Annotated in this window: 24 protein-coding genes and 2 pseudogenes; 10 read left to right on the top strand and 16 right to left on the bottom strand. The window is 68.6% G+C overall.

Features of this window, described 5'->3' with window-relative positions:
• Positions 1 to 2: 2 nt before the first annotated feature.
• From KM933_RS23615 to KM933_RS23605, 3 genes are all read right to left on the bottom strand, one after another.
• Entirely contained in the window at positions 3 to 977 is a 975-nt protein-coding gene (locus KM933_RS23615) for an ATP-binding protein (RefSeq protein ID WP_221355366.1), read from the bottom strand.
• Between the two features lie 93 nt (positions 978 to 1,070).
• Positions 1,071 to 1,238, bottom strand: coding sequence for a pRL2-8 (locus KM933_RS23610; RefSeq protein WP_221355365.1), 168 nt, complete (start codon positions 1,236 to 1,238; stop codon positions 1,071 to 1,073).
• A gap of 1 nt (position 1,239) precedes the next feature.
• Positions 1,240 to 1,578 carry a hypothetical protein gene (locus tag KM933_RS23605; RefSeq protein WP_221355363.1) on the bottom strand — a complete coding sequence of 113 codons (339 nt, stop codon included), beginning with the start codon at positions 1,576 to 1,578 and terminating at the stop codon, positions 1,240 to 1,242.
• 212 nt (positions 1,579 to 1,790) lie between these two features.
• Here KM933_RS23605 and KM933_RS23600 point away from each other — a divergent pair, with 212 nt between their 5' ends.
• The 5 genes and pseudogenes from KM933_RS23600 (at position 1,791) to KM933_RS23585 (ending at position 8,916) form a co-directional block, all read left to right on the top strand.
• Positions 1,791 to 2,936, top strand: a complete 1,146-nt coding sequence (locus KM933_RS23600) for a tyrosine-type recombinase/integrase (protein WP_308013518.1) — start codon at positions 1,791 to 1,793, stop codon at positions 2,934 to 2,936.
• A 163-nt stretch (positions 2,937 to 3,099) separates the two neighbouring features.
• Positions 3,100 to 4,920: pseudogene (locus tag KM933_RS40340) on the top strand (site-specific integrase); the annotation flags it as partial.
• A 277-nt stretch (positions 4,921 to 5,197) separates the two neighbouring features.
• Positions 5,198 to 5,431 (top strand): annotated as a pseudogene (locus tag KM933_RS40335) (site-specific integrase); the annotation flags it as partial.
• 306 nt (positions 5,432 to 5,737) lie between these two features.
• Positions 5,738 to 6,439 carry a tyrosine-type recombinase/integrase gene (locus tag KM933_RS39605; RefSeq protein ID WP_260334071.1) on the top strand — a complete coding sequence of 234 codons (702 nt, stop codon included), beginning with the start codon at positions 5,738 to 5,740 and terminating at the stop codon, positions 6,437 to 6,439.
• Entirely contained in the window at positions 6,436 to 8,916 is a 2,481-nt protein-coding gene (locus KM933_RS23585) for a site-specific integrase (RefSeq protein WP_260334063.1), read from the top strand. The genes KM933_RS39605 and KM933_RS23585 overlap by 4 nt, the downstream gene beginning before the upstream one ends.
• A gap of 77 nt (positions 8,917 to 8,993) precedes the next feature.
• On the opposite strand, the gene KM933_RS23580 is transcribed toward KM933_RS23585, so the two are convergent.
• The gene (locus tag KM933_RS23580; RefSeq protein ID WP_221355359.1) at positions 8,994 to 9,182 is read right to left on the bottom strand and encodes a hypothetical protein; all 189 of its coding nucleotides are present in this window, start codon (positions 9,180 to 9,182) and stop codon (positions 8,994 to 8,996) included.
• Positions 9,183 to 9,201: 19 nt separating this feature from the next.
• Between KM933_RS23580 and KM933_RS23575 the strand changes: the two genes are divergently transcribed.
• Both KM933_RS23575 and KM933_RS23570 read left to right on the top strand, forming a co-directional pair.
• Positions 9,202 to 10,290 (top strand): helix-turn-helix domain-containing protein, encoded by a 1,089-nt coding sequence (locus KM933_RS23575; RefSeq protein WP_221355357.1) that lies wholly within the window; start codon positions 9,202 to 9,204, stop codon positions 10,288 to 10,290.
• Positions 10,291 to 10,344: 54 nt separating this feature from the next.
• Positions 10,345 to 10,569 (top strand): recombinase, encoded by a 225-nt coding sequence (locus KM933_RS23570; protein WP_260334062.1) that lies wholly within the window; start codon positions 10,345 to 10,347, stop codon positions 10,567 to 10,569.
• A gap of 15 nt (positions 10,570 to 10,584) precedes the next feature.
• Here KM933_RS23570 and KM933_RS23565 read toward each other — a convergent pair whose 3' ends face one another.
• From KM933_RS23565 to KM933_RS23555, 3 genes are all read right to left on the bottom strand, one after another.
• On the bottom strand, positions 10,585 to 10,998 hold the full coding sequence (locus KM933_RS23565) for an RNA polymerase sigma factor (protein ID WP_260334070.1): 414 nt from the start codon (positions 10,996 to 10,998) through the stop codon (positions 10,585 to 10,587).
• A 98-nt stretch (positions 10,999 to 11,096) separates the two neighbouring features.
• Positions 11,097 to 11,381 (bottom strand): hypothetical protein, encoded by a 285-nt coding sequence (locus tag KM933_RS23560; protein ID WP_221355355.1) that lies wholly within the window; start codon positions 11,379 to 11,381, stop codon positions 11,097 to 11,099.
• Between the two features lie 448 nt (positions 11,382 to 11,829).
• Positions 11,830 to 12,135: a hypothetical protein gene (locus KM933_RS23555; protein ID WP_221355353.1), complete on the bottom strand. Its 306-nt coding sequence runs from the start codon at positions 12,133 to 12,135 to the stop codon at positions 11,830 to 11,832.
• A gap of 153 nt (positions 12,136 to 12,288) precedes the next feature.
• Here KM933_RS23555 and KM933_RS23550 point away from each other — a divergent pair, with 153 nt between their 5' ends.
• Genes KM933_RS23550 through KM933_RS23540 form a run of 3 tightly spaced genes read left to right on the top strand, consistent with a single transcriptional unit; the run spans position 12,289 to position 16,483 of the window.
• Positions 12,289 to 13,461 carry a tyrosine-type recombinase/integrase gene (locus KM933_RS23550; protein ID WP_308013517.1) on the top strand — a complete coding sequence of 391 codons (1,173 nt, stop codon included), beginning with the start codon at positions 12,289 to 12,291 and terminating at the stop codon, positions 13,459 to 13,461.
• Positions 13,458 to 15,941: a tyrosine-type recombinase/integrase gene (locus KM933_RS23545; protein WP_221355351.1), complete on the top strand. Its 2,484-nt coding sequence runs from the start codon at positions 13,458 to 13,460 to the stop codon at positions 15,939 to 15,941. The genes KM933_RS23550 and KM933_RS23545 overlap by 4 nt, the downstream gene beginning before the upstream one ends.
• On the top strand, positions 15,938 to 16,483 hold the full coding sequence (locus KM933_RS23540) for a DUF6262 family protein (protein WP_221355350.1): 546 nt from the start codon (positions 15,938 to 15,940) through the stop codon (positions 16,481 to 16,483). The genes KM933_RS23545 and KM933_RS23540 overlap by 4 nt, the downstream gene beginning before the upstream one ends.
• A gap of 82 nt (positions 16,484 to 16,565) precedes the next feature.
• Here the strand turns inward: KM933_RS23540 and KM933_RS23535 are convergent, their stop codons facing one another.
• The 9 genes from KM933_RS23535 to KM933_RS23495 all read right to left on the bottom strand — a co-directional run bounded on the left by KM933_RS23535 (position 16,566) and on the right by KM933_RS23495 (position 25,891).
• A complete protein-coding gene (locus KM933_RS23535) occupies positions 16,566 to 17,960 on the bottom strand; it encodes a Mucin-2 (RefSeq protein WP_221355348.1) in 1,395 nt (464 codons plus the stop codon).
• A gap of 136 nt (positions 17,961 to 18,096) precedes the next feature.
• A complete protein-coding gene (locus tag KM933_RS23530) occupies positions 18,097 to 18,327 on the bottom strand; it encodes a hypothetical protein (RefSeq protein WP_221355346.1) in 231 nt (76 codons plus the stop codon).
• 185 nt (positions 18,328 to 18,512) lie between these two features.
• Positions 18,513 to 18,941 carry an RRQRL motif-containing zinc-binding protein gene (locus tag KM933_RS23525; RefSeq protein ID WP_221355344.1) on the bottom strand — a complete coding sequence of 143 codons (429 nt, stop codon included), beginning with the start codon at positions 18,939 to 18,941 and terminating at the stop codon, positions 18,513 to 18,515.
• Positions 18,942 to 19,229: 288 nt separating this feature from the next.
• Entirely contained in the window at positions 19,230 to 19,970 is a 741-nt protein-coding gene (locus tag KM933_RS23520) for a hypothetical protein (RefSeq protein WP_221355342.1), read from the bottom strand.
• A 227-nt stretch (positions 19,971 to 20,197) separates the two neighbouring features.
• Positions 20,198 to 20,743 (bottom strand): DUF6197 family protein, encoded by a 546-nt coding sequence (locus tag KM933_RS23515; RefSeq protein WP_221355340.1) that lies wholly within the window; start codon positions 20,741 to 20,743, stop codon positions 20,198 to 20,200.
• Positions 20,744 to 20,815: 72 nt separating this feature from the next.
• Positions 20,816 to 21,004 (bottom strand): hypothetical protein, encoded by a 189-nt coding sequence (locus KM933_RS23510; RefSeq protein ID WP_221355338.1) that lies wholly within the window; start codon positions 21,002 to 21,004, stop codon positions 20,816 to 20,818.
• 76 nt (positions 21,005 to 21,080) lie between these two features.
• Positions 21,081 to 23,189, bottom strand: a complete 2,109-nt coding sequence (locus KM933_RS23505) for a chromosome segregation protein ParM (RefSeq protein WP_221355337.1) — start codon at positions 23,187 to 23,189, stop codon at positions 21,081 to 21,083.
• 82 nt (positions 23,190 to 23,271) lie between these two features.
• Complete coding sequence (locus KM933_RS23500; protein ID WP_221355335.1) at positions 23,272 to 23,682, bottom strand: conjugal transfer protein TraB; 411 nt, start codon at positions 23,680 to 23,682, stop codon at positions 23,272 to 23,274.
• 16 nt (positions 23,683 to 23,698) lie between these two features.
• Positions 23,699 to 25,891, bottom strand: coding sequence for an ATP/GTP-binding protein (locus KM933_RS23495; protein ID WP_308013516.1), 2,193 nt, complete (start codon positions 25,889 to 25,891; stop codon positions 23,699 to 23,701).
• Positions 25,892 to 25,943 lie beyond the last annotated feature (52 nt).

Here is a 25,943-nt window from a genome sequence, read left to right as displayed (position 1 = left end):
GCTCACGCGCGGACCGCGTCCGCGGGCTGCGTCTGAAGGCCCGTCCTGTCCTCGTGGTCGTCGTCGGCGGCCTCGTGGTCGTCGACGTCGTCGGGGCGGCCGTGAACGGTGCAGATGATGTCCGGGTCCTTGTCCATGAGGCCAGTCAGCGCCTTGTGCAGGTCGGTGACCGAGTAGACCGGCGCCCACGCCTGCCCGGCGCACTCCGGGTCGAAGGGGCAGGGCAGCAGGACGTCGAAGCCAAAGTCGAAGTCGAAGTCGCCTTCGTTGTCGACGCCGTGGCGGAATGCCAGGGTGAGGTGCTGCTGTCCGAGGCAGATCTCCGCGACGCGGTCCCGGCCAGTTCTCTGGGCCGGGCCCGGCTGCCACCGCCACAGTGGCAGGATCTCGGGGCCGAAGAAGCGGCGGACCAGGAGCAGGCCCTCGCTGCCGTCGCGCCGGAGGCCGTCCTCCCGGGTTTGTGAGAGTTGCTTCAGGAACGGCTCCAGGCGGTACAGGGTGTCGGCAAAGGCGATGGTGAATCCTTCGGCGGCGAGCCGCTGGTGCGAGTGGACCATCGCGTGGTGCTGGGAGCGGACGACGTCTTCGGGCGCACGCTGGTTGTCCGGTCGCAGGCCCTGCCGCTCCAGGCAGACGTCGAGCGGTGTGGCGACAACGACTGCGACGGCGGGCATGTTATGCCGCTTCGCGGCGGCGACCAGCGGCTGCCTGGCCGCCCTGGTCACATTCGTGGCGTCGATGACCGTGAACCGACGCCGCGCCATACGGCGCTCCAGGATCAGGTGCAGGACGTCGACCGCTTCGGCCGTCGCGTCCTGGTCGCCCGCGTCGTCACTGACCGCCTCACGCAGCGCGTCCAGGGACAGGACCTGCGAGGCGGGCCAGGTGCGCGCGAGCGTGGACTTCCCGGCGCCGGACGGGCCTATCAGGACCATCAGGCTGTGCTCGGGTATCTGCGGGTAGATCAGCTCGGTCATGCGAGATCTCCTTGCGGGTGAGGGCGCCGGGCAACCCAGATCAGGCGCTGCCCGGCGCGGGCGGTGAACAGGGCGGGGCTTCGCGCAGCGGCGTCAGCGGACGATCATGTGGGCGGGACAGCCCTTCTTCATGTGGTCCGCGCACTGCGGGCAGTCCTGGCGCGGGCCGAGTCCGGCGTGGGCCTGGCGGCTGGCGTAGGCGTGGTACCAGCACTGGGTGCACTGTCCCCGGGGCGGATTCGTCGCCCTCTTGCTCGCCATCTCAGAGGTCTCCTTGCGGGTGAAGGGCGCGGGCAGCCCAGATCAGGCGCATCCCGGCGTTGTCGGTGATCAGGGCGGCGGCCTCGTGCAGCGGACACGAGGCGTCGCCGTCGCGGTCCGGTTCGACCTGCTCGGCACGGCGCGCGGCGGCGGTGAGCATCTGCGCGAGGGCCGCGAGGAAGCCGCCGGGCGGGTCGGTGTCCTCGATGAGCTCGCGCAGGATCGCGGCGAGCTCCTCCTGGTCAACGTCGCCGGCGGTGAGGTCGTCCTCGATCTGTTGAAGAGTCAGCGAGGCGATCCCTGCCGCTGCGCGGACGCGTTCGATGCGGGTGCGGGTCACCGGCGGCCGCCGGGGCGGGTGGTGAGCCAGGTGGTGACGACTGCGGCGCCAACGCCGATGCCCCGGTGCAGGGCGGGGTCTGTTAACTGCACTAACTCGGGGGCCCGCTCGATCCGGGGGCCGTGAGTCGTGATCATTCGGTCGTGCATGAAACTCCTTCGCTTCATCAAGATCTGATTGACGGGCGGGTACGGCTTCCTCAGATCGGGGCCGTGGTCGCGGGTACGACGCCGTCGTTGCCGTGGCTGGTGGTGGATGGCGCCGGCCGCGAGGTACAGCCGGTCAGCAGCTACCTGCGGGACCGGTTGCTGGGTGACGTCAGTCCGCTGACCTGCCGGAGCTACGGCTACGACCTGTTGCGGTGGCTCCGGGTCCTGTGGGCCCTGGATGTGGGCTGGGAACAGGTCACCGAGGCCGAGACAGCCGCCCTGGTGGGCTGGCTGCGTCACGCCCGCAATCCCCAGCGCCAACGGACACGGCCAGGCAGCCACCCGCCCGGATCCGTCAACCCGAAGACGGGCAAGCCGACGCTGCGGGCCGGATACGCGCCGTCGACGATCGCCCACAACCTGACGGTCGTCCACGGCTTCTACGCCTTCCACCTGCCCTTCGGCCGAGGCCCCTTGATCAACCCGGTCCCGGAGAGCGCGGCCCGCCGAGCCGCACTGGCCCACCGGTCGCCGCTGGAGGTCCGCCAACAGCACCGGCGGGCCCGGCTGCGGCCGAAACTGACGGTCCGGCATCCGCGGTCCATACCCGACGACCAGTGGCACGAGCTGTTCGCGCAGATGAAATGCACCCGGGACAAGGCCCTGCTGTCCAACTACCTCGCCTCCGGCTCCCGCGCTTCCGAACTGCTGGGAGTGGGGCTCGGAGACATCGAGTGGACCAAGGGCCAGCTCTGGGTGATCTCCAAGGGCACCCGGGCCCGACAGCCGGTCCCGACCTCCCCGGAAGGGCTGGCCTACCTGGCCGCCTACCTCGATGAGGGCGGCCTGCCGCCGGACGGGATGCCGGTCTGGCGGACCCGGCGGGGCGAGCCGCGGCCACTGACCTACTGGGCGGCCCGCCGTATCCTCCAGCGGGCATGCGAGGTCCTCGGGGCGAACTGGACCCTGCACGACCTGCGGCACACGGCCGCGAAGCGGATGGCCCGCGATCCGGAACTGAAGCTGCACGAAGTACAGACGATCTTGCGTCACGCCCATATCAGCACCACCGAGCTCTACACGGCCGTCGGCCTGGACGACCTGCTCGACAAGCTCGCGGCCTTCTACGCCCGGCCGGTTCAGCCGGCGTCGTGGCCGACTCAGTACGCCGCGGACGACATCGAGGCGGTGTTCGGTGCCGGGCAGTAAGGTCGGAAACAGCCAGCGGATCAAGGGCCCGACGACCAACCGGGTCCGCCGCCACCAGGGCGAGGGACCCGTCCCGGAAGGCATCTACACGCCGACCGCCGTCACCCCGGCCCTGCCTCCGGCGCCGTCCAGGCCGCCCCGCTCGCTGGGTGACCTCAGCACGATGCCGGCGGAGGAGATCGTCCAGCTCACCGCCGATCACTTCTCCAACTCCGAGGCACTGAAGTGGAAGCAGCGCAGCGCCATGCGGCCCTTCCTCCACCACCTCGCCGCCTTTCCCGGGGCGACCTGGCAGGAGCGGTGGGAGGCGTCCGGACACGACGAGGGGCGGCCGGTCAGCGACGCGGCCGGCGACAACAAGTACCTGCACAACCAGCTGAACCGCGCGACCGGCTACGCGTTCGCCCTGCGGCTGGTCCGTCCCACCCTGCTGGGCTTCCGCTGCAACCGCTTCTTCCACTACTCGCCCTGGTTCCGCGGTGTCGCCCAGGACCCGTGGCTGGAGGAGTTCTGCGAGCGAGCCGACCAGCTGCCCATGAGCCAGGCCCGCCGCGGCAGAGCCAAGTTCGACGTCTGCTGCGCGTTGACCGTCTTCGGCATCGACCTGAAGGACCTGACGCCCGAGGCCCTGCTGCACTACTCCGTCGAGTCCCGCAAACACGATCTGACCGGGGGCAACGGCTGCTTCGGCGCCGCCCTGTCCTGGCCGATCCTCCACGAGATGGGCCAGTTCCCGTCCTCCACGCCCCGCAGCCTGCGCGGCGCCGTCACCCGGGGCCAGATCCCCGTCGACGAGGCCGTCGACCGCCACAACGTGCGCAACCGCGAGGTCAGGGACCTCCTGGTCGAGTACATCCACCGCCGCTCCGCGGGCCTGGACTACTCGACCCTGCGACAGCTGACGAACCTTCTGGTCAGCGTCTTCTGGAAGCAGATCGAGAAGATCAACCCCGACCAGGGGGACCTCAGGCTGTCCGAAGAAACCTTCACGGCATGGAAGGAATGGCTGATGGTCCTGCCCGACGGCAAGCCACGGCTTGACGTCGACGGGCCGATGATGGCAGTCCGCGCTCTCTACCTCGACCTGCACACCTGGTCCGCCGCCGAGCCGGAACGCTGGGCGAAATGGGTCGCCCCCTGCCCCATCCTCGACTCCGACCTGCGGTGGTTCCAGGTCCGGCGCCGCCGCCTCCAAGAACGCATGGCCAACCGCACCCGCGACCGGCAGCCCCTTCTTCCCATCCTGTCCCAGCACGTCACCGACACCTGGCACCGCCTGCGGAGCTTGCTCGATGCCGCGCTGAAGGTGGAAAACGGTGAGGAGTTCACCGCCGAGGGCGTCACCTGGCTCCGGGTCTCCACCAAGGACCAGCGGCACAACCGCCCACCGGTCCGCGCGGTCAACCGGACCACCGGCGAACTGGTACACATCTCCCGGGACGAGAACTACGCCTTCTGGCAGTGGGCCATCATCGAGACGCTGCGGCTCGCGGGAGTGCGAGCCGAGGAACTGACCGAGTTGACCCACCTCAGCGTCCGGCAATACCAGCGGCCCAACGGCGAAGTCGTGGCCCTGCTGGTCATCAGCCCGTCCAAGAGCGACCGCGAACGGGTCGTCCCCATGGCCGCCGAGCTCTTCCACGTCATCGCACAGATCATCCGCCGGCACCGCCACGAACACGGCGCCGTCCCGGTCTGCGTCCGCTACGACCCGCACGAGAAGACCTGGAGCGAACCACTGCCCTACCTGTTCCAGAACTTCCACGGCGGCACGCAGCGCGGCATGTCCACCACCACCCTCTGGCGGGCCATCAGAAGAGCCTGCGAAGCGCTCACCCGCACGCACCCGCAGTTCGAGGGCGTCAAGTTCGCGCCGCACGACTTCCGAAGGCTCTTCGCGACGGAACTGGTCAACAACGGCCTGCCGATCCACATCGGGGCAGCCCTACTCGGACATCTCGATATCCGCACCACCCGCGGCTACGTCGCGGTCTTCAACGAGGACGTGATCAGCAACTACCAGCAGTTCCTCGCCCGGCGCCGGGCCGAGCGGCCGATGGAGGAGTACCGGGCACCCACCTCTGAGGAGTGGAGCGACTTCCAGGAGCACTTCGACAAGCGCCGCATCGAACTCGGCTCCTGCGGCCGCCCCTATGGGACGCCATGCGCGCACGAACACGCCCCGTTGACTGAACGAAGCCGGGAGAATGCCCAGTTCAGTGGGCGGATAGAGTCATCGAGCACTACGGTCTCCGGTTGTGATGAACGATGTTCCCCGACGAGACTTGGCGGCCCTGGTGGTTCCCCGGTGGGGTCGGCTGGTGGAGACCGGCGACCGGTACGAGCCCTACCGGCTGATCGATCCCGACGGAGCGGCCGTCGGGGCGGTCGCCGTCTACTTTCAGGAGTTGCTGGCCGCGGGGAAAGCCCCGTCAACGGTTCGTTCCTACGGGATGGATCTGTTGCGGTGGTGGCGGTTCCTGCAGGCCGTGGACGTTTCCTGGAACCGGGCGACCCGTCGAGAGGCCAGGGACTTCAGCTGCTGGATCCAAGAGACCGTCAAACCCAGGAAGGTCAAGGCCCAGGGCCCGCGAGCGGCACGGGGAGGCGGTGCAGCGAACCCGGTGACCGGGAAGCCGTCGACCGGATCCGGATACACTCCGGCCACCGTCGTACACAGTGAGACGGTCCTGCGCCGGTTCTACGATGTGCACCGTGATGCGGGGACCGGCCCGCTGCTCAATCCGTTCCCGCTGGATCTGTCCCGCCGCTCTGGGCGGGCTCACACGCACCACAATCCGATGGACGGCTGGAGGCCCGAGCAGGTGGGCCGCTACCGGCCGAGCCTGCCGCGGCGGATCCCGCGCTCGATTCCAGAAGCATGGTTCAACAAGCTGTTTGCGGCGCTGCCCTCCAACCGCGACCGGGCCTTGGTCGCCTTCTGGATCTCCACCGGGGTGCGGGCTTCGGAACTGATCGGCATGCGTCAGCGTGATGTCGACCCCGGCCAGCAGTTGATCAGCGTGGTGCGCAAGGGCTCGCGGGCGGTCCAGCAGGTGCCGGCATCGGCGGACGCATTCGTATGGCTTCGCCTCTACCAGCAGGAGGTACAAGGCCAGATTGCGCGAGGCCGCACTCAGCCGGTGTGGTGGACACGGCGAGACCCGATCCGCCCCCTGACCTACCACGGTGCCCACCGGATGTTCGAGCGCGTCAACGCCTCGCTCGGCGCCGACTGGACACTTCACGACCTGCGGCACAGCGCGGCCGCCCGCATGGTGCGCGACCCGAAGCTGACGCTGTCCGACGTGCAGTGGGTGCTCGGACACGCTCACCTGTCCGCCACGGAGGTATATCTGACGCCGCACAAGGACGAGGTCGTGGCCAGCGTGCTGGCGCACCACGCACGCCAGGCCCGCGAGGACATCCAGCCGGCACCTCCGCTGCCGGCACCGGGCTACGACCCGGCGTCGCTGGACGTCCTGTTCGGGCGCTCGTCATGACAGCTGTCGTCAAGCACGCGACGCGCAAGCCGTTGGAGATCACGAACGCGACCGCGGAGCAGGCCCAGGCGCGGAACAGTCGGCTACGCGAGCAGTTCCCGGCCCGGACCGCGGAGCGGTGGTGGTCCCAGACCGCGCAGTCGTCTGAGGAGACGCTGCGACGCCTGACGGCGCCGCCGTTCCTGCCTGCGGCGAACGGCACCCGGGCCGGACGACGCCGTGGGGTGACCAAGCTGCTGCATTGGCTGTCGTGCCAGCCCGGGGATACGTGGCAGCAGCGCTGGATGGCCACGGGGGCCGAGGACTTGTGCGGAGCCGCCTGGGTGGAGCTCCCACAGCGGTGGCTGAGCGAGTGCGGGCCCTCACCATCGCATGACCGGGAAGACCTGACCTCCGGGCTGCTCATGCTGATCTGCGGAGACGTCATCCGTCCTGCTCTGCCGTGGATGCTCACCCGCACGCACCGGTATCTCGCCTCCGTGATGGCCGAAGTCCGAGACCCGGACGGATTCGCGCGCCTGCACCAGCTGGCCGCCGCCGGGCCAGCGACCTCGCGCAAGGATGCGCAGATCGCCGCGACGCGGATCGCCACCCTGCTGGCCTGCAAGGGCGGACGGATCAGCGACATCACCGTCGGCGACTGCGTGGAGCTCGTCGACACCCAGCGCCGGGTGCACGCCCGCGGCGGGCAGAAGAAGGTCGACTTCTACCTGCGGCTGCGGGCCCTGGGCATCTTCCCCGAGGATGCCCCTGCCACGATTCGTGCCTTCGGGCTCGCCCTGGGCCAGTTGAGCATCGAAGAGTTGGTGGACCGCTACCGGATCCGGTGCCAACCGGTACGCGACGTGATCGTGGACTATCTGCGCGAGCGCCAACCATCGCTGGACTTCGCCAGCCTGGACGCGATCTCGCGCACGCTCGCGGGCCTGTTCTGGGCCCGGATCGAAGCTCTGGCACCGGGAATCGACTCACTGCGGCTACCCCCGGCGGTGGCTCGCGCCTGGAAGGACGACCTGAAAGTCAAGAAGCGCAACGTCGTCGGTCCCGACGGCAAGAGCGTCGAGGTCTCCAGCCCGCGACTCAACGCCAAGGACGAACTCATGCGCGTCCGAGCGTTCTACCTCGACATCGCGCAATGGGCGGCCGAGGAACCGGCCCGCTGGGGGCCATGGGCCGTGCCCTGCCCGATCAGCGACGACGAGATCCACAAGGCAAAGGAACGCAAGAGACGCAAAGCCCGGATGGATCAGCGTACCCGCGAGCGGCTGCCCGTCCTCCCCATCCTGGTCAGCACCACCGACCGACGGCGCCGTGAAGCCGCCGGCCTGCTCCAGGTCGCGGGAGACACCGAGCCTGGAGAACTGATCCCCGGCACCGGCCGAGCCCTGCGCAGAGCCATCGCTCCGAAGGCCGCAGGCCACCTCACGTGGGCCGAAGAGACCTCCAGCGGGCGCCGACGGAACCTGTCCTATGAAGAAGAGGAAGCCTTCTGGGCGTTCGCCGCGATCGAGGTCCTGCGTCTGACCGGCGTTCGCAACGAGGAACTCCTGGAACTCACGCACCACAGCGTCACCCAGTACCGGCTCCCGGCCACCGGCGAGGTCGTGCCGCTGCTGCAGATCGCTCCGTCCAAGACCGACACCGAGCGACTCCTGTTGGTTAGCCCAGAACTCGCCGACGTCCTCAGCGCCATCATCAGTCGACTGCGCGGTCCCGGCGGGATGGTTCCGCTGGTGGCTGCCTATGACGTCCGCGAGAAGGTCTGGAACCCGCCGATGCCGCTGCTGTTCCAGCGCGGCATCGGCTCCGAGCACCGCGCTTTCACACCGACCGCGATCCGCAAACTGCTGATCAATGCGCTGGCCGCGACCGGGCTGACCAACGCCGAAGGCGAGGCACTGTCCTTCTCTCCCCATGACTTTCGAAGGATTTTCGTCACCGACGCCATCATGAACGGACTGCCCCCGCACATTGCCCAAGTCATCTGCGGTCACAAGAACATCGACACCACGATCGGATACAAGGCGATCTACCCTGCCGAGACGATCGAGGCCCACCGGGCGTTCATCGCCCGCCGACGAGCCTCCCGCCCCGGCGAGGAGTACCGGATCCCGACAGAGGATGAGTGGGACGCCTTCCTCGCCCACTTCGAGAAGCGGAAGGTGTCCATCGGCACCTGCGCACGCGCCTTCGGATCCCCCTGCATTCATGAGCACGCTTGTGTCAGATGCTCGCTCCTCCGACCTGACCCGGCCCAACGGGCACGGCTTGCCGAGATCCGCGACAACTTGATCGCCCGCATCGCCGAAGCCGAGACGGAAGGCTGGCTCGGCGAGGTCGAGGGCCTGCGGGTCAGCCTCGCCGGAGCCGAGGACAAACTCGCCCAGCTCGACCGTCGCGCCGGACGGCACATGGTTGTCGACCTCGGGATTCCCGTCCCACCCAGAAGATCGGCGCAAGCAGCGGATCTCGCGTGAAGCAACGTTGATCACATCCAGAGAAACGCCGCCATCGGCGTCACCGCCTGCCACCCACCATGAACTACAGCTGAAGGTCAGTGAAGGAAGAGATACACCGTTACAGCTGCCGCCACAGGCAGGCACAGCGCGATGCAAGCCATAGTGAGACGCAGGACAGCGGACCAGCTGGCCATGGCCTTGTCGAGGATGATGCCGAGCGTTTGCGTGACTGTGTCGCTCGGCGGTGCCGCGTCGCGCACCGGACGACCCTTCTTCCTGCTCACCAAAACTCCTTCGTCAACGATGCTGACTGGTGAGCACAGGCTGTACGCTCCGAGCATTCTGAAGCGACAGCAATGGTCAACAACGCGCGAAAATGCTCATCTATCCAGGTCACAAGGCATTCGGGTTACCATTCCGAATGGCAGCGAACGCCCCGATCCGGAGGATGAGATGGCGCGGATCAATCCGGATCAGATTCACAGTCGCGAAGATCTGATCGAGCAGTTGGCACGGCTGTTCGACGCACGCGGGTTGAGTATTCAGGCGCTGGCTGCGGAGAGCACGCTCAGCGCTTCGACGATCCACGGCATGATCAACGGTGCAACCGATGTCCCACGACCGAGCACCTTGGAGAAGTTCGTCAAGGCATGCGGACATGACCCGAAACCCTGGCTGGAAGCACGGCACCGACTGCGAGAGTCACCTCGACAAGCCGCTTCCGCAAGCCGAGCAAAAGGCCGTCAATTCCGGGAATTCTGGCGCGAGTTTGCCAAGCCTGATCTCACACTAGTGGTCGGCTTGCATCAGTTTTCCAGATGGGAGCCGTCAGGTCTGATCGGAGTGGGCGACGCCTTCGCGCTATCCGAGATCCAGCAGCACTTCGTTCGAATTGGCGCGCCGTCTCCCGTGATCACATATAGCGACCGGGTGGGCGGTGAGGCAAGACGCAACCCCCTCATTCTGATCGGAGGGCCAGACGCCAACGCGATCACAGATGAAATTATGAAGCGCCTGCCATGCTCACTGGGCTTCAGGCAACGTACTCCCCACGATGTCTCCATCCAAGACAGCCAGACTGAACGGACCTACGCCCCCAGGTTGCTGAGACAGGGCGAAGTAACCGACTACGGGATCGTGGTGAAAACCAGGAACCCGTTCAACCCGCAGGTTCCCACCCTGATCGTCGCAGGTAGCTTCGGTTACGGCAGCTGGGCCGGGGCCAGGCTGCTCACGGAGACCACGAGCGCAGAATTGGCATCATCGCATGCATCATTCGAATGCCTCTTTGAAACGGAGGTCGTTGGTCGAACCCCGCAAGCCACGAAGGTCCTCATTCTTCGGGAACTAGCCCAGACGAGGAAGCCGTTCCCATTCAAACCTGACGCCTGAGCACTGGTCCCACACAAGAGCCGGAAGTTCAGAGAAGCCTGCATCCGCTGCCCGATGCTCAGCATCAACCCCAAGATGCTGTCCCGCCTCGATGAGATCGAGGAGGACCTGATTGGTCGTCGACAACGAGCGCTTCTGGAGAAGTGGCAAGGTGAGGTCGAGGGCATCGACCTCACGCTCACCTTCCTTCGGGGCAAACGCGAACAGACCCGACGCTTCGCGCGCAACAGTCCAGTCGACCTAGGGCTCCCTCAGCTGAGGGCCAGTCATCCCGATTGACCGTTACCAGCCCTCTCATTCCCTCCAGTCCACAGACGCTTGAAGACGCTTCCGCGCATAGCGAATGTTCGACCTGACAGTCGCAGAAGTTTTGCCAAGCAGTATCGCTATCTCGACGGATTGATACCCCTCAAGATGAAGCAGGAATGCCTGCCTCTGCTCGTCTGGTATCTCCTTAATCAAGTCATACAGAACGAGTCGGGTGAGGATGTAATCCTCTGTCGGCCCATCCTCGGAATCTGGGAATTCACCCAGAGGAATCTCGCTATCGTTCCACTTTCGGAAGGCGCTGCGTGAAGCCACCAGGCGCAACCACGCTCGGGGATTCTCGATTTCCGTGCCATTCCTCACGGCCTTGACAAGGCTCAGCATGGAGTCCTGCGCAGCCTCCTCCGCGTCCTCTTTCGTGACCTTTAGCCTCTTGACCAGATAGGACTTGAGATTGAGGAATTCGTCGTGAGCGATGCGAGCAATCTCGGCCTCGATCGCAGGCGATCGAGGCCGAGCCGCCTCCGGGTCACTCCCGGTCAGTTTTCATCTCCTACCGGAGGGGAGTCCGGATGAATCGCTTCCACCGCTCCTATGCGAGCGGCACGAGCTGAACTCGTCCAGAACTTCCGAACCCACCAGTCCAGAGACTTGTTACCGATCTTCGTGATCAGCTTCAAGCTCTTAACGGACCCGTTCGCCAGAAGACAGATGCCGAGTCCGACCCACCCACAGATCAGACCAGCCATCCGCACTTCCTCCAAGGTCGGGGGAATCTCCTGAAAGATCACTCCGGCCAGATAGGAGAATACGGTGAGTCCCATACACGAAACCATGCTCTGCATGGATTCGAAACGGGACAGCGCACTATTGAATTTAACGAGCGCCAAAGACGTGGCTCCCTTAGTGAAGGTCGCTCCGTCGTCCCCACTCGGGCATGTTGGCGAAGCGCAACGAAGCGACCGGCCGGCTATCGGCTGGGCCTACTTTCTCACCGATTCACGGGCAGCACAAAAACCCCGGGGTACTACAACTACCCGCCGGGGTGGACTAGTTACTGAACTTATCCGATCTTTATTGGGCCCCGCCGCCTTCAACCCTTGCCCGAGTGGGGACGGCGGGGTCCCGTTGAGACAGCCAAGCCGGGAGCCTGCCGTCATCTATCAAGTGCGCCCTGAAGCTCAAAACGTGCAATGCCATCAGCAAGATTTTTTGCCTCTCTGTGGGGTGGAGCCCCAACGTTCCGTTGGGGCTCCACCCCACAGAGAGGCGTCAAAATCTCGAAACGTGCAATGGTCGTCCCAGGATGTGGTTGCCATCACATGACTGCTTGGTGCAGAGAACGTCCAGCTCCATCCAGGCGGTTCCCGGCCCGTTGGTCTCCTTGCTGACGGCGCCCTCGTCATCGACACGCACGGCCTGGCAATGGTTGATGTAGCCGCGCTTGCGGGTCTTGTCGGCCAGCCACAGAAAGGCGGCACCCCGGTCGATGATCGCGTGGGTCAGGCCGTTGATGACAGCCCCAGCCAGCAGGGCGGAGGCAGGGACGCGGTAGCCGAAGGAGCGCGTGATGGCCACAGCGGCGCCTACCTGAACGGCGGTGTAGGAGGCGACGTTCCCTTGGGTTTCAGGAGGTGTCGTGCACTGTCGCGTCACCCTGGGCGGTGAACCTGTGGCCGACAGTTCCTGAACCGGTGTCGCGGACGTTGCACCTGTTGCTGAGATGCGCCCGTGATCGAGAACAGGAAAGTGCGGTTGCGGCCGTTCGTGGTACGGATGCCGTCGGGTGACCGGTACTGGACGGTGCTGGACGAAGACGAGCTCGCGCCGATTGCCGAGGTGGATGAGTTCCTGCGGCACGTGCGGTTCGGCCGGGACCAGGCCGAGTCGACGACCGCGACGTACGCAGGCGCGATGAAGTTGTTCCTGACCTGGTGTGCCCGGTCGGGTCTCGACTGGCGGGAGTGCGCGGGTCGTCTCGGGTCGTTCATGTTCTGGCTGCGGCACGCCCGGCTGGATGGGGATCCGGTGGTCCCCGGCCCGGGGCAACAGCCGGTTCGAGGCCCCCGCCGGGTGAACACGATCCTGGCCGGGGTGCGGGAGTTCTTGAAGCACCAGGTCGCCGTGGGCAACGCTCCGGTGGCGGTGCTGGGCATGCTCTACGAAGTCGCTGATGATCGTGACCTTCCTGTCGAGGTTCGTGGTGAGGCGAGTGGGCCCCGCTACTACGCCCGGGCCCGGCATCGGGCCGCTGTCCCGGACGCACCGGTCGACCGGGCCAGCGACGACGAAGTCGTGGCCCTGCTGCGGGCCTGCCGGACGGCACGGGATCGACTGATCGTGCTGCTGATGGCGCGCGCGGGTCTGCGCCGCGGGGAAGCGGTGGGTCTGCGCCGAGAGGACATCCACTTCGTCGTGGATGCCCGACACCTGGGTTGTTCGGTGCCGGGCTCGCACCTTCACGTGGTGCGTCGGGACAACGGCTCGGGTGCGTGGGCGAAATCGCGTCGGTCGCGGGCGGTACCGGTGGACTTCCTGGTGGTCCAGGCGTTCGACCAGTACGCGGTGGAGCGTGCGAGATGTGCTGAGGCTGCGCTCAGCGACATGGTGTTGGTGAACCTGGCCCGGCCGCCGGCCGGGGCACCGGTGAAGCCTGGGGCGGTCAACGAGTTGCTCGTGCGGCTTTCCCGGCGGGCGGGGTTGGAGCGGGTGGTTCATCCGCACTCTCTGCGGCACGCCTTCGCCACCAACGTGGTCGAGGCCGGTGCCGCCATCGACGAGGTCCAGCAGTTGCTGGGCCATCGTTCGGTGACCAGCACCCAGGTCTACCTCCACCCGTCGCCGCAGCGCCTGCGGGCCGCGGTCGACCGCGTGGGATTGCTCGTCGAGGAGGTCCGTTCATGAACAGTGAGGCCGCACTGGCACCGCCGCCCGACAGCGGGCGGGAGGACGCCCAGGCCGAGCGGCTGTTCTCGCGAGTGCGGCAGGACTTCTTGGTCGGGCTGGGCTGGGACGAGCGGCTGCGTATCGCACGGCCGTCGCCGGATCATCCCTTGATCGGGTACCGGTCCTGTGCCGTGCGGAACTGCATCGCGCCTGCCCGTCTGGGCGGTGCCGCTCCGCTCTGCGCCACCTGCCGGGGACGGTGGCGGGCCGGCGAGCAGGACTTGGAGGACTTCCTGACGACAGCGGTTCGGGTCTTCACGGGCACCGATGGCCCGTGCCGGGTGCCGGGGTGCGAGCGGGTCTGGAGGTCGTTCGACAACCCGGTCTGCCTCAGCCACATGGATCAGAAGTACCGCCTCGGGATCGAGACGATCGAGGACTTCGTCCTCGATCCGCGGGTGGGGCCGAAGCCGGCGTTGGAGCCGTGCTCGGCGGCGGCGTGTCACCGGCAGAGTAAGGATCGCGGCGGATTCTGCGCGGGGCACCGCTGGAGCTGGAACGAAGCGAGGCGAAAGGATCCGGACGTCGATCTCGGGCTGTGGTCCCGGACCGCGCCGGCGGTCCACGACGGCACCTTGATCAGCTTTCGCGGGTTACCGGACCTCGTCGTCGCCGAGTTGCTGTTCGGGACTCAGCAGCGCCTGGACCGGCACGTCCGGCTGCTGCACACGGCGTTCAAGGCCCTGTGCGACACGGCGCGCGCCCAGCAGGTCACCAGTCTGAGCCAGCTGATGGTCGAGGCGAACACGCGGATGGCGGGGGTGTGGAAGTCGATGACGGCCGACATCCGCGTCGGTCTGGCCACGCCGGAACTGGAGCAGCTGAAGGACGTGTGGGACGCGGAGGTCTTCGGGCTGGGCAAGGGCCGCACCATGAACTTCACCGGCCTGAGTCAGGAGTGGCTGCGGCGGGCGGCCAAGGCGTGGGTGGTGGATGCCATTCCCCGCCGCTACGGCCGGAACATCCCCAACTCCCTCATGTCCATGGTCGTCTGCTTGGAGCGGCTCTCCGACAGCCTGCGCATCAACCGCGAGGACCACGGGGACGCTCCGGAGCGGCTGCGCCGCACCGACGTCGAGGTCTTCCAGCAGCGCTTGGCCTACCTGGAGCACACCGGGCAGATCAGTCCGAACCTGCGAGTGACGATCTGCCGATGGTGCGCACGGTTCCTGCGCGAGATCCGTGAGATGGGTCTGACCCGGCCCCGACAGATGCTGGCCGGACTGCCCGACGACTTCTCGTTCCGCAAGGGCGACATTCCCCGGCCACCAGAGGACGAGGGCGGTGGGCGGGCTCTGCCGGACGAGATCCTGGCCCAGTTGTGCGCACGGCTGGACACCCTGGAGACCAGCCGGCGCAACGGCCGGTCGGGAGCCCCGGCCGGAGGGCGGCACGCCCGGATCGCGGTAGAGATCCTTATCGACACCGGCCGCCGCCCAGACGAGGTGCAAAAACTTCCCTGGGACTGCCTGGAGACCGACGCGGACGGCAAGCACGTCCTTGTCTACACCGACTTCAAGAACAACCGGCTGCGATGCCAGCTGCCGATCCCGGACACCACCGCCTCGATGATCCGCGAGCAGCGCGACCGCGTCCGCGGCCGCTTCCCGGACACCCCCACGGACCAGCTCGCGCTGTTCCCGAACCCGAACTTCAACCCGGACGGCACCAAGCCCTACCGGTCGATGTTCCTCTCCCAACTCCATCGCGAGTGGCTGAACACTATGCCGCCTCTGCTCACCGCCGCGGGGGAGGAGTTCGACAAGGCACGGATCACGCTCTACGCCTACCGGCACAGTTACGCCCAACGGCACGCCGATGCCGGAACGCCGGTAGACGTGCTGCGGGAGCTGATGGGACACAAGACCCTCGGCACTACACAGACGTACTACCGGGTCTCCGAGAAGCGCACGCGTCAGGCCGTCGACCGGCTGGTCACCCTCCAGTTCGACCGACACGGCGGCCGGCTGTGGGACGAGGCCAAAGCCCTCCTGGACCACGAGCACACCCGGATGCGGATCGGGCAGGTCGCCGTACCGTTCGGGATCTGCGCCGAGCCCAGCAACGTCAAAGCCGGCGGACACGCCTGCCCGTTCCGGTTCCGATGCCTGGGCTGTGATCACTTCCGCACCGACCCCTCCTACCTTCCGGACCTGCGGACCTACCTGGACACCCTGCTTCGAGACCGGGAACGGCTGGCCGCGGCCACCGAGCTCGACGCTTGGGCTCGGGCGGAAGCAACACCGTCCGAGGAGGAGATCAGTCGCCTGCGGCGTCTGATCCGCAGGGTCGAGAGCAACCTCGACGCCCTCACCGACGAAGAACGGGAGGAGATCCGTCAGGCCACCTCGGCCCTGCGCCGGTCCCGCGCCGTACAGCTCGGCATGCCCACCCTCCTGCCAGCCGCAGGTGGCCTTCCACTCGAACGGAAAGCATGAAGCCAACCTCTCCGGCTGACCGGCTCGCCCAGGCCCGAACCGATGACTCCACCCGCCGCCGCAGGCGCGTGCTGGCCGCGCTCGACGACCTGACCCGCGACGGCCAGCCGATCAGCGTCTCCGCCGTCGCCCGCCTGGCCGGCGTCCACCGCAGCCTGATCTACCGCCACGGCGACCTCCACGCAGCCGTGGCAGCCAAGGCCGCCCAGCCGCCCAACAACACCAACGGACCGCAGGTCAGCCGGAACTCCCTGCTGAGCGATCTGGCCAACCTCACCGAACGCAACACCCGCCTTGCGGGCCATGTGGCCCGCCTCGAACAACGCCTGTCCGAAGCCCTTGGCCAAGACGCCTGGCGCGCCACTGGCCTCGGCGCTCCCACCGACATCGACACCCTCCAGCGGAAGATCGACCACCTTGAACAACAAGTCGCCGAGCTCCGCGACCAGCTCTCCGAACGCGAAGAAGACCTCCAGGCATCCCGAGCCACGAACCGCCAGTTGATGACCCAACTCATCAGCACCCCTCACCGCCCCCGCTGACCTGCGAACCCAGATACCAACCGCTGGTCGGTGGATCGCAGCCTTCACTTTGGGGTGCGAGCAAGTCGGTTCCGCCCGGCGGTCAGGCGGGAACGCCAGCCCGGTCCAGGACGGCGGCCATCTCGTCCTGGGGGAGCGCCGGGTTGGCACCCGCGCTGGATGCCAGTTCGGGGACGAGGAGGGCCTCGCGGAGCCGGTGGAACGGGAGGCGCGGGTCGCGGGCCGCCGCCTGACGCGTCCAGACAACGGGGTCGTGGCTGAGCCGTTCGATCAGCTCCGGCGTGGCGGCCGGATCCCGTACGGCCAGCCGGCGGTAGTTCCCGTCGGGGTGGTTCGCGTAGCGGGTGGCTAGGCCCTCGCGGGGGAACCGAGGGTGCGTCTCCGCCATCCAGGCGGAGAACGTCCCACCCAGCCGCGCAAACACCCGCATCAGGACCTCCTCCGGAGTGTCGGGGTGGTGAATGCCCAGAAGGTTCTCCACCACCGGGTCCTCGACGCGTGCAAGCAGGCGCAGCAGGTCAGGCGGCAGATGGGGGCTTCGGGCGGCGGCGCGCTGGAGCAGCGGGTGAGCGGAGGTCGCGGCCCGGCGCATTACCTCGGGGTAGGCGAGCCCGTCCCGTACCCACCACACGTCGTCGCCCCTGTCGAGGTCCCCGGCCGTGAAGTCGATGGCCATACGCCGCGTCTCGTCCAGCTCGGGCCGAAGGGAGACGGCCAGCCGTACGGCCTCCTCGGGGTCCACGGCGAGCCTCTCTACGAGGTCGGCGGGCAGCGACGGGTTCTCGGCGAGGGAGGTCAGGTGCATCCGCTCGGCGACGCACCGCTCGGCGCCGGCACGGTCAAGGAGTCCGCGGCGCAGCGCCTCGGCGGCGGACTTCGGGTCGCGGAGGAGGTCGGCTGTCACGCGGGCGTCCCGCCGGCACTCCTGCAGCTCGGCGGCCCGCCGCACCTCGAGGTCGGGGTCGGCCAGCAGTGCCGACCGCTCGCCCGCCGACAGGGCCTCCCATGCACGCACCGCTTCCCGACGCGCTGCCGCACAGTGATGAGTGGCCATCGATGCCACGAACGATGGCGCCAGATGGGGCGACTCCAGCAGGGCCGCGCGTACGGAATGATCCGGGTCGTCGAGCAGGCGGGCGCACACAACATCCGGGAGCGGCGCGACCTTTACGCGCGGACCGTACACCTCGGGTCCATATGCGAGAGCTGCCCGCACCTTGGGAGAAGGATCGTCCGCGAGCCGAGCCCGCTGTGCAGGCTCCGCCCTGGCACTCATGGCGAAATCGATCCGGGCCCCCGGGTTCGGGTGGGCCAGGATCAGCGCGACGGCCGACTCGGGGAGTCCGGCCCGGTGAAGAACGTCACGGGGCGGACGGTCACCGTCTGCCCCGAAGGCGAGCAGGCGCAGCAGCAACGACTCCGGCAGCGCCGGATTTCGGGCCACTCCGTCCAGCGCGGATGCGTGGAACGCCACCATGATTCCTCTACCCCCTGTGTCTTCCCCGATCGGTCCGCGCCCATGATCTCGTATGCCATGCACGACATCTGTCGGCCACCGTTGCACCGGTCCTTGAGACTTTGACCAGCACAGATGCCTACCGAGGGGAGGGCTCCTAGGTCACCAGCCCAACAGAAGCGACGTGCCAGGCGCAGGCCTTGATGCCGTCGGCTGTGCCGTGGATGGTGGGTTCGTCGTCCGGGGTGGCGGCGTAGTGGACGGGCTTGTCGTCGGTGGCGCCCTTGACGCGGGCGCAGTAGTCGGACTGAACGAAATGATCACCGATGTTCGACCCGGCGCGGCCCAGGCCGAGGACGGCGGCGAAGAGGGCGGAGCGATGCGTCATGCTGGGTTTCTCCTGATCTCGAAAGGGTGAGGGAGCGGGGCGGCCAGCCTTCTTTGCCGATGCTGCGGTCGCCCTGTGCGATGCCATCGCCCCGGCCGGCCCGGCTGGGGCGATGGTGTGTGCGGTGTGGCGGAACCCGGTCCGGTCAGCCGCTCCGGGTGCTCATGGGCGGGTGTCCTCTCCGATCAGGCGTCCAGCAAGTGCTTGACCGGGGGAGCGATGTAGGAGGCGGGGTCGGCGGGCGTGCCGTCGAAGCACTCCAGGCACGACCCCAAGGTCTTCAGCGGGATGCAGTGGAAGTAGCGCCGGCCATAGGGGCCGGGACACGACTGGCGTTTGGCCATCGCCTTGTCGAGTGCGGCTTCCTTCGCGAGGGTCATCGGCAGCTTCGGCTTCGCCAGGTCGATCCGGTACAGCCACGCGAAGCGTTTGCCGCCGCGGCATTCGATCCGCGCGATGGGCCCGTGGCCTCCCGGCCTCAGGCCCATCTCCCGCAGCTGGCGGCGGGTCGCGAGGTTCTCGCGCCCGGCCTGCTTCCACCGGAAGACCGGCACGGAGCCGTCGCTGGGGTCGTACGGGTCGACGTCGACCAGGTCCTCGTCCTGGTCGGCCATCACCTGCTCCAGATACCGGGGAGCCGACGCCGGGGCGCGGGATAGCGGGGGGCCGGGGCGCTGCAGGCGGGGCCGGCCGATCCGGCGGCGCGGGCGGGGGATGAGCACGAGCGGTTCCTCCAGGTGTCGGTGGACAGCAAGCACCGCGCCCGCCGGTTGTTCGTCGGCGGGCGCGGTGTGAAGCGGCCGGTCGGCCTGTCCGGTCCTCGCCCACCCAGGAGTGGGTGGGCGAGGACCAGGCGGAGCGACCGGAGGTCAGTTGCGGAAGGGGCAGCTGCTGTGCGGGTGCTAGTCGGCGGGCGCGGCCGGGGTGGTCACGTAGACGTAGACCTCGGGCCGGGCAGCGGTCACCGCCGGACGGGCCGGGTAGCCGACGCGGCGGCGCAGGGTCAGGCCGCGCAGCGCGAACGCGGACAAGGACGCCCAGGCGAGGACCGCGAGGCCGACCGCGACGGCGCGGCTGGCGTCCGGGGTGGCCGTCCCAACCATCCCGACGGTGGCCGCGCCGTGTGCCGCCCACAGTGCGCGCACACCGTTGTTCCGGGAGAGGTAGCCGAGGACCAGGCCGACGAGGCCGGTGAGCAGCCACAGTGTGTAGACGGTGGAGGCTTCGACCGGGAGGCCGGCGGAGTGCTGCGCGATGTACGTGCGCACCGGCTGGTCAACGACGGCGGCCACGCCGCTGGAGGTGTCGACGCCGACCTGCACCGTGGGCACGGCGGTGAGCAGCTGGTGCAGCGCATCGAGGAGGACTTCGCCTGCGGCCTGGGCCATCAGCACGGCGAAGGAGACTCCGGCCGTCATGAGCACGGCGCGGATCCAGGGGGCCATGTGCCGGAGGCCGGCGCCGGGGGCGCTGAGGATGTCCGCCCACATGTTGTGCAGAACGCCGTCCTCTTCCCATGCGGTATCCCACCAGGCGTGCAGAGCGGCGAACCGCAGCTCCTTGGGCGGCGCCTTCGGGAAGGGCACGGGGAGGTAGGCAAGCTCCTGGCGGTTCTGGCCGTGGGTGTGGTCGTTGGACTGCACGGGGCAACTCCAAGAGTGTCGGTGGGTGGGCAGGGAGAAGTGCGAGTGGGCCACGCGGTGAGCGGCGGGCCTGGAGGCAATGGCTGCGGTCAGCAGGCAGCCCTCGGGGCGGGGTCGATGACTACGGCCGCGGCGGGACCGGCTGCGACTGGCCACGAGGCCGGAGGGCCTGGCCCGTACCCGACCGCGAAGGGTTCAGGTACGAGGCAGGTGGTCCGGAGCAGCAGTCAGAGGCCGCGGGCGTTGGCGAGGTGTGCGGCCTGGTCGACCATGCGGAGCGGGACGCGGCCGAAGCCGTGCGCGTCGTTGAAAGACGGCACGGAGTCGACGTGGTCACCGAACGTGCGGCGGATCGCGTCCAGGAGCACGGCGGCCGCATCCGCTTCCAGGCCGCGGTCGCCGCGGGCCTCGGTCCGGATGGCACCGAGCATGCAGCGGGCACCGTCCTCGTCGACCAGGGCGCCGGAGCACCAGCCGCCGGTGAGCAGCCGGTGGTGGGCGCGCTGGAGGAGGGCCGCGACCGGGGTGGGGTAGGACTCCGGCGGAGGCTGGAGTGTCGGGGTCAGCGGGACGGTGACGACGTCGGTGAGGTCGACGGGCTCGGTCTCGATGTACGCCGCGTTGACCTCGTAGGCGACCTTCGCTTCGTCCAGCCGCGCGGTCATCAACGCGTTGGTGAACGTCAGGCGTTCCTCGAGGGACAGTGCCGTCGGCGGCGCAGGCGGCGCCGTGGTCGGGGCGGCCTGGTCTGCGGCGGAGTGGGTCTGAGGCATCGGAGCAGCTCCCTGGAGGCGGTCGAAGGCGCGGGGGGTGTGGCGCCTTCAACGCCGGCGGCCGGGGCGGGTTCAGATGCTGGAGATGAAGCCGGTGACGGCGGTGATCGTGTCGGTGATGAACGGTGCGGCGCCGGTGGAGGCGAGGAAGAAGCCGAAGGCGGCGCAGGCCAGGGCGGGTCCGAGGCGTACGGAGCCGCCCCGGATGAGGACGAAAACGACGATGCCGAGCAGGACGACTGCGGAGATCGATACGGCCATGGGCGGTGTGTCCTTTTCAGGTGTGAGCAGGGCCCGGCCGGGATGCGGCCGGGCCCTGCGGGGTGTGCGGGGTGGGTCAGACGCCGGAGAGGTTCTTGATGGCTTCCAGTGCCTGGCGGGGCGAGGTGACCGTGTCGCGGCGTGTGGCGGACTTGCCCCCGCCGCCGCGGCGCTTGCCGCCGCCCTTCTTGGGCTCGTCGTCCTCGTCCTCGTCGCTGTTCGGCTCGTCGCCGAACTCGCCGGGCCGGGGCGGCTCGGTCCAGTCGAACCACAGGTCCCGCGCTTCCAGTTCGCGGATCTCGTGGTCGGTGAGGGTGGCGATGGTGTCGGGGAAGTAGTTGTCGAGGCCGGCCTTGAAGTCCATGAACAGCGTGCGCAGGACCTCGGGCTGCTTGGCTTCGACGATCCACCCGGCACCACCGGTGTTGGAGTCGGCGGGCGGCTCGGGCTCCCCGCGCATCACCCGCTCGATCCGGCCCGCCTCGGCAGGAGAGAACGACCGGGGGAGCGGTTCGGGGGTGTTCTCGGAGGAGATACCGAGGGCCTTGAACATGTCGGCGACCTTCTTCGGCGCCACCTTCAGCACGACGGGGATGCAGTTCTCGCGCAGGTTCTCGCACAGCAGTTGCGTGAAGCCGTCCTGCACGTAGATGGACTGGCCGGCCACCTTCAGGCCGATGCCGTACTTGCGGCCCTTGACCGACACCTTCTCGGCGAGGTCCATGATCTCCGCGCCGTAGTCGCCGTTGCGGGCGGCGGAGAGGAACTCATCGAGGTAGGCGGACAGCATCCGGTAGGGGCAGCCCGGCAGGCTGGGGTCCCAGTCGTAGACCCTGCCGTCGTCCCACGGCATCTCGCCGCGGATCTCCATCAGCGCGTCCAGGGTGCGCAGGAGCCGGATCATGTAGAGCGCGCCGATGCCGTAGCGGTCGGTGTACTCACCGAGCTTGGCGGCTTTCTCGTCCAGGGCTTCCGCCGCCAGCCAGACCACGGCGCCGAACAGGGCGTCGGCGGCGATGTGCAGGCCCATCAGCTGGGTCTTGCCGCCTCCGGACGGGGCGACGAAGATGCCGTGGGCGGCGCCCCGGTCGGTGTAGACGCGGTTGCGGGCGGGCTGGCCGTTGCCGAGGTAGCCGGTCACCCACCGGCCGTCCTTGTCCGGGGTCAGCAACTCCTTCGTGGCAGGGAAGATCTGTGCGAGCGGGCTGGAGTCCCACAGGGAGACCAGGACCTGGTTGCCGTCGACGGTGACGAACAGCCGGCCTTCGTCGTACTTGGTCTTCAGCGCGGCGGCCAGGGTGTGCTGGTTGACGCGCGGCTCACCCAGCTCGTCAGGGACCTGGGCGATGTAGTGGGTGACCTTGCGCTCGCCATCGCGGACCTTCTTGATGAACTCCGAGCCGGGTACGGGCCCGCCGGCGATCCGGTCGGCCCACCACTCGTGGGTGGTGGGGGCCTTGCGGCGGCGCTCGTTCATGTCGGGGGTGACGTGGACTTCCCTCCAGCCGGGTCCGCCCTCGCGTCCGTACTGCCGGACCACCTCTTCGATCCGCACGTCGGCGACCTCCACACCGAACGCGGCGGCGACCGCTTCCTCGGTGAGACTGGAGATCGGCCGTCCGGCCTCGGAGGAGCGCAGCAGCAGGGACAGGTCGTTGGGCATGCCCGCGTGCGGGGTGGCCGTGATGACGATGGTGCGGCCGGGCAGGCCGCGGGTCTCCCACAGCCAGCGGACCTGGCGGGTGAAGGCGTCGGCGCCGTCGTCCGGCTGCGCGAGGGACGGCTCGGCGGCGGGCTGCAGCTGCGGGGCGGGGGCCGGGGCGGCGAGCGCGGGACGGTGACGGCGGCGGGTGTGCCGGGAGAAGGGCATCACCAGCAGGCCGGCCGTCGCCCAGCCGGCGGCGAGGATGCCGTCCAGGCACCACGGGCCCCAGCCGATCGTGTTCCGCGCGGCGATGTCGACGGCGGCCGCGAGCACCAGCGGCGACCAGCGCAGGATCTTGCGTCCCGCACCGGGCTCGTCGCTCTTGGCTGCCAGGACCCAGCCGCCGACGCCGGCCGCGCCCGCCAGCTGCACGACCGTGTTGACGGGGCTGTCGGCGAACAGGTTCGGGGCCGCGGCGAGGACCGGGGCGGTCAGGGTGTAGAAGGTGCGCTCCAGGGCGACGCTGCGCGGCACGGACACAGGGGTTCTCCTTCGGGGTGTGGCGATGGGCGGCCCCTCCGTCGTGGAGGGACCGCCCATCAGGGGTTTCGGCGGGAGCGGGTCAGCGGGCGAAGAAGCCCGGCTTGGGGGTGCGCTCCCTGCGGCTGGAGCGGATGTCGTCCAGGCCCTCGTACAGCCGCGCATGGGTGCGCCGCGTGTCGTGGGCGAGACCGGAAACCTCCTGGGCCGTCTCGTGCAGCTTGCGCACTTCGACGGCGGCGCCGCCCAGGGCGACGGACACCTGGTTGGTCATCTCGACGAACTTGCGGTCCAGCTCCGCGTTGGCGATGTCGACGGCCAGGCCCTCGGAGCGCTGGGCATTGGTGCGCATGCTGCGCAGCAGCGCTTCGAGTTCGTTGCTGGCCAGGTCCATGGCCTGACCCAGCGTCTTGAGCTTCTGCTGGACGGCCTTGTAGCGGTTGTCGCCGTCCGTCTGGGCGGCACCGCCGGTGGTGGGTGCGAGGTCGCTCATCGGCGAACCCTTCCTTCTAGTCGTGGTGGGCGGCGGAGGAGGCGTTGGCCAGGCCCGCGTCGTCCATGGCCTGGACGTCCTGGCCATAGACGCGGCCGACCGACATGGCGGCGAGCCGGGCGGCCTCCGAGGCGATCTCGCACTCGGTGGCGCACCGTTCGGCCAGCTGCTTCATGCGCTCCGCGGCGTCGGCCAGGTCGGTGATCTGGTTGACGACCTCGGTGGCGATGTTGTGATCGCCCACCAGGTCGGCCGCCATGTCCCGCAGCGCGTCGGCGACCTTGCCGAGCGCGACGGCCAGGTCCTGGGCGCGGTCCTTGTCGAGGGCTGCGGCGATCGCGATGTTCACGATCTCCATCAGGTACTCGCCGAAGGTGATGTCGGTGCGGTGCTTGGCTGCCATCCGGGCCTGGCCCGACGCGGGCTTGTTGACCTCCGATGCCACGGGATCCTCCTGTGCAGTGGGTCGGCTGGTGCCGGGACGCTGGGTGTGGGGCTCCGGCGCGCGGGGGAGGCTCGCCGGGCTGCTGACGTGCGCCCCGAAGGGGTCGGACGGGTCGTCGACGATGACCGCATCCGGGATGTCGTCCTCAGTCGGTTCGGGCTGCGGGCTGCGGGTCGGGCCGCCGGGGCGTTCCACCGTGACGTCGCCCAGGTCCTCGGGCCGAAGCCTTGAGGACTCCTCCGGCTCGGGCGGGGCGTTGTCCTCGCCGGCCTTGGTGAAGAAGTCCTTGAACCACTCCCTGAAGGAGCGCTCGTCGTCGCTGTCGTCGGCGTCCGGCGGGTCCTTGACGTCGTCGGCCTTGGGGTCGGTGTCCGTCCCTGTGCCGTCCTTCGCGTCCGTGTCCGTGGAGGCGTCAGACGGCTTCTCGCCGCTCTTCTTGCCGTCCTCCGGCTCCTTGGTCGCGGAGTCGTCCTTCGGACCGTCTGAGGGCTTCTCAGGGTCGTCCCTGGTCATCTTCTTGGTGGTCTCGGAGTCCTTGTCGCCGGTGGCGTCCTTGGCGTCGTCCCTGGCCTTGCCGTCCTTCGCGGCCTTGTCCTTCTCCGCCGCGCGGCGCTTGTCCCAGCGGCGCTGCGCCTCCTGCCCGACGGCCGCGCCCAGGGTGGTGCGGTCGTCGGCGGCCTTGGCCGCCTCCCGCTTCGCCCGTGCCGCGGCCTTCCGCTCGGCTTTCGCCCTGCGGCGTTCCTCGCGCGCCGCCTGGACTGCGGCGCGGTCCTGGTCGCGGTCCTTGCTGCGATCGGCGAGGTTGGCGGCCTGGTTGGCGCCGCGCCGCTGCTGGCGTGCCGCCTGGCGGGCGGCGGCACGCTCCTGGCGGCCGCGGGCCCGCTCGGCCCGGGGACTGGCCGCCGGCGAGTCCTTCGACTTGCCGCCGTCACCCTTCGAGCCGCCCTTGCCGGTCCCGGTACTGCCCGAGCCGTTCTTGCCGCCGGAGCCGCCCGAACTGCCCTTGCCTGTACCGGCCTTGCCCGACCCGGAGCCTCCAGAGCCGTTCTGGCGGCCTTTCGGGCCGCCGGACGACTGATTGGGGCCCTTGCCGCCGCCAGCGGAGCGGTCAGAGCCCTTCCCGGCACCCTTGGGGGATTTGCCGCGACCGGAGCCACCGGAGCTGCCGCCGCCTCCGCGTGAGCCGCCCCCGCCGCCGGCCTTCGAGCGGCCGCCCTTGTCTGCGCCCAGGCCGGAGCCGGAGGACCGCGCCGCGTCGGCCTTGCCGCGCGCCGCCGCCTTGTCCGACTTCGCTTTCATCTGCGCGGTGTGGAGCTTCGCATTCTGCTCCATCATCGCGGTTTCCTGAGCGGTGCGGGCCTCCAAAAGCGCGGCCTTACGCGCAATTTCCGCCTCACGGAACGGCGCTTCACCGGCGTGCCGGTCCCGCGCCACTTCCAGACGGAGTTCCAGCCAGTCACCGAGGCGATCGGCGAGAGAACGAGGCTGCTTGTATTCGCCTTCTTCGTACTCTTCCTCCTCGGAATCCGGGGCGTCAGGCATTCCCGTTTCCCGCAATGCGACTTCCGGGGAAATAGGGCCGCGAATGGCCGGAAGTTCCCCGGTCGCCATTTCCGGGGAGTCCGGAGGAGCGCCGTCGTCCGCACTGCTGCCGGACGGTTCGGAATAAAAGAGATCCCCGGCGTCAGGGGCATCCGGCATTCCGCCGGAATCGCTGCCCCGAGTGGGGAGGTTGATGACGTTGCTGTCGGTGTCGTCGGACACGCGACTCCTCCTCCTGGGCTTGACAGTCGGCTTCGGCCTCGCGTACGCGCGC

This window comes from Streptomyces beigongshangae (genome assembly GCF_019710745.1).
Classification (GTDB): domain Bacteria; phylum Actinomycetota; class Actinomycetes; order Streptomycetales; family Streptomycetaceae; genus Streptomyces; species Streptomyces beigongshangae.
Note: the sequence above shows the minus strand (reverse complement) of the source record. Positions and strands in the feature narration are given on the sequence as shown.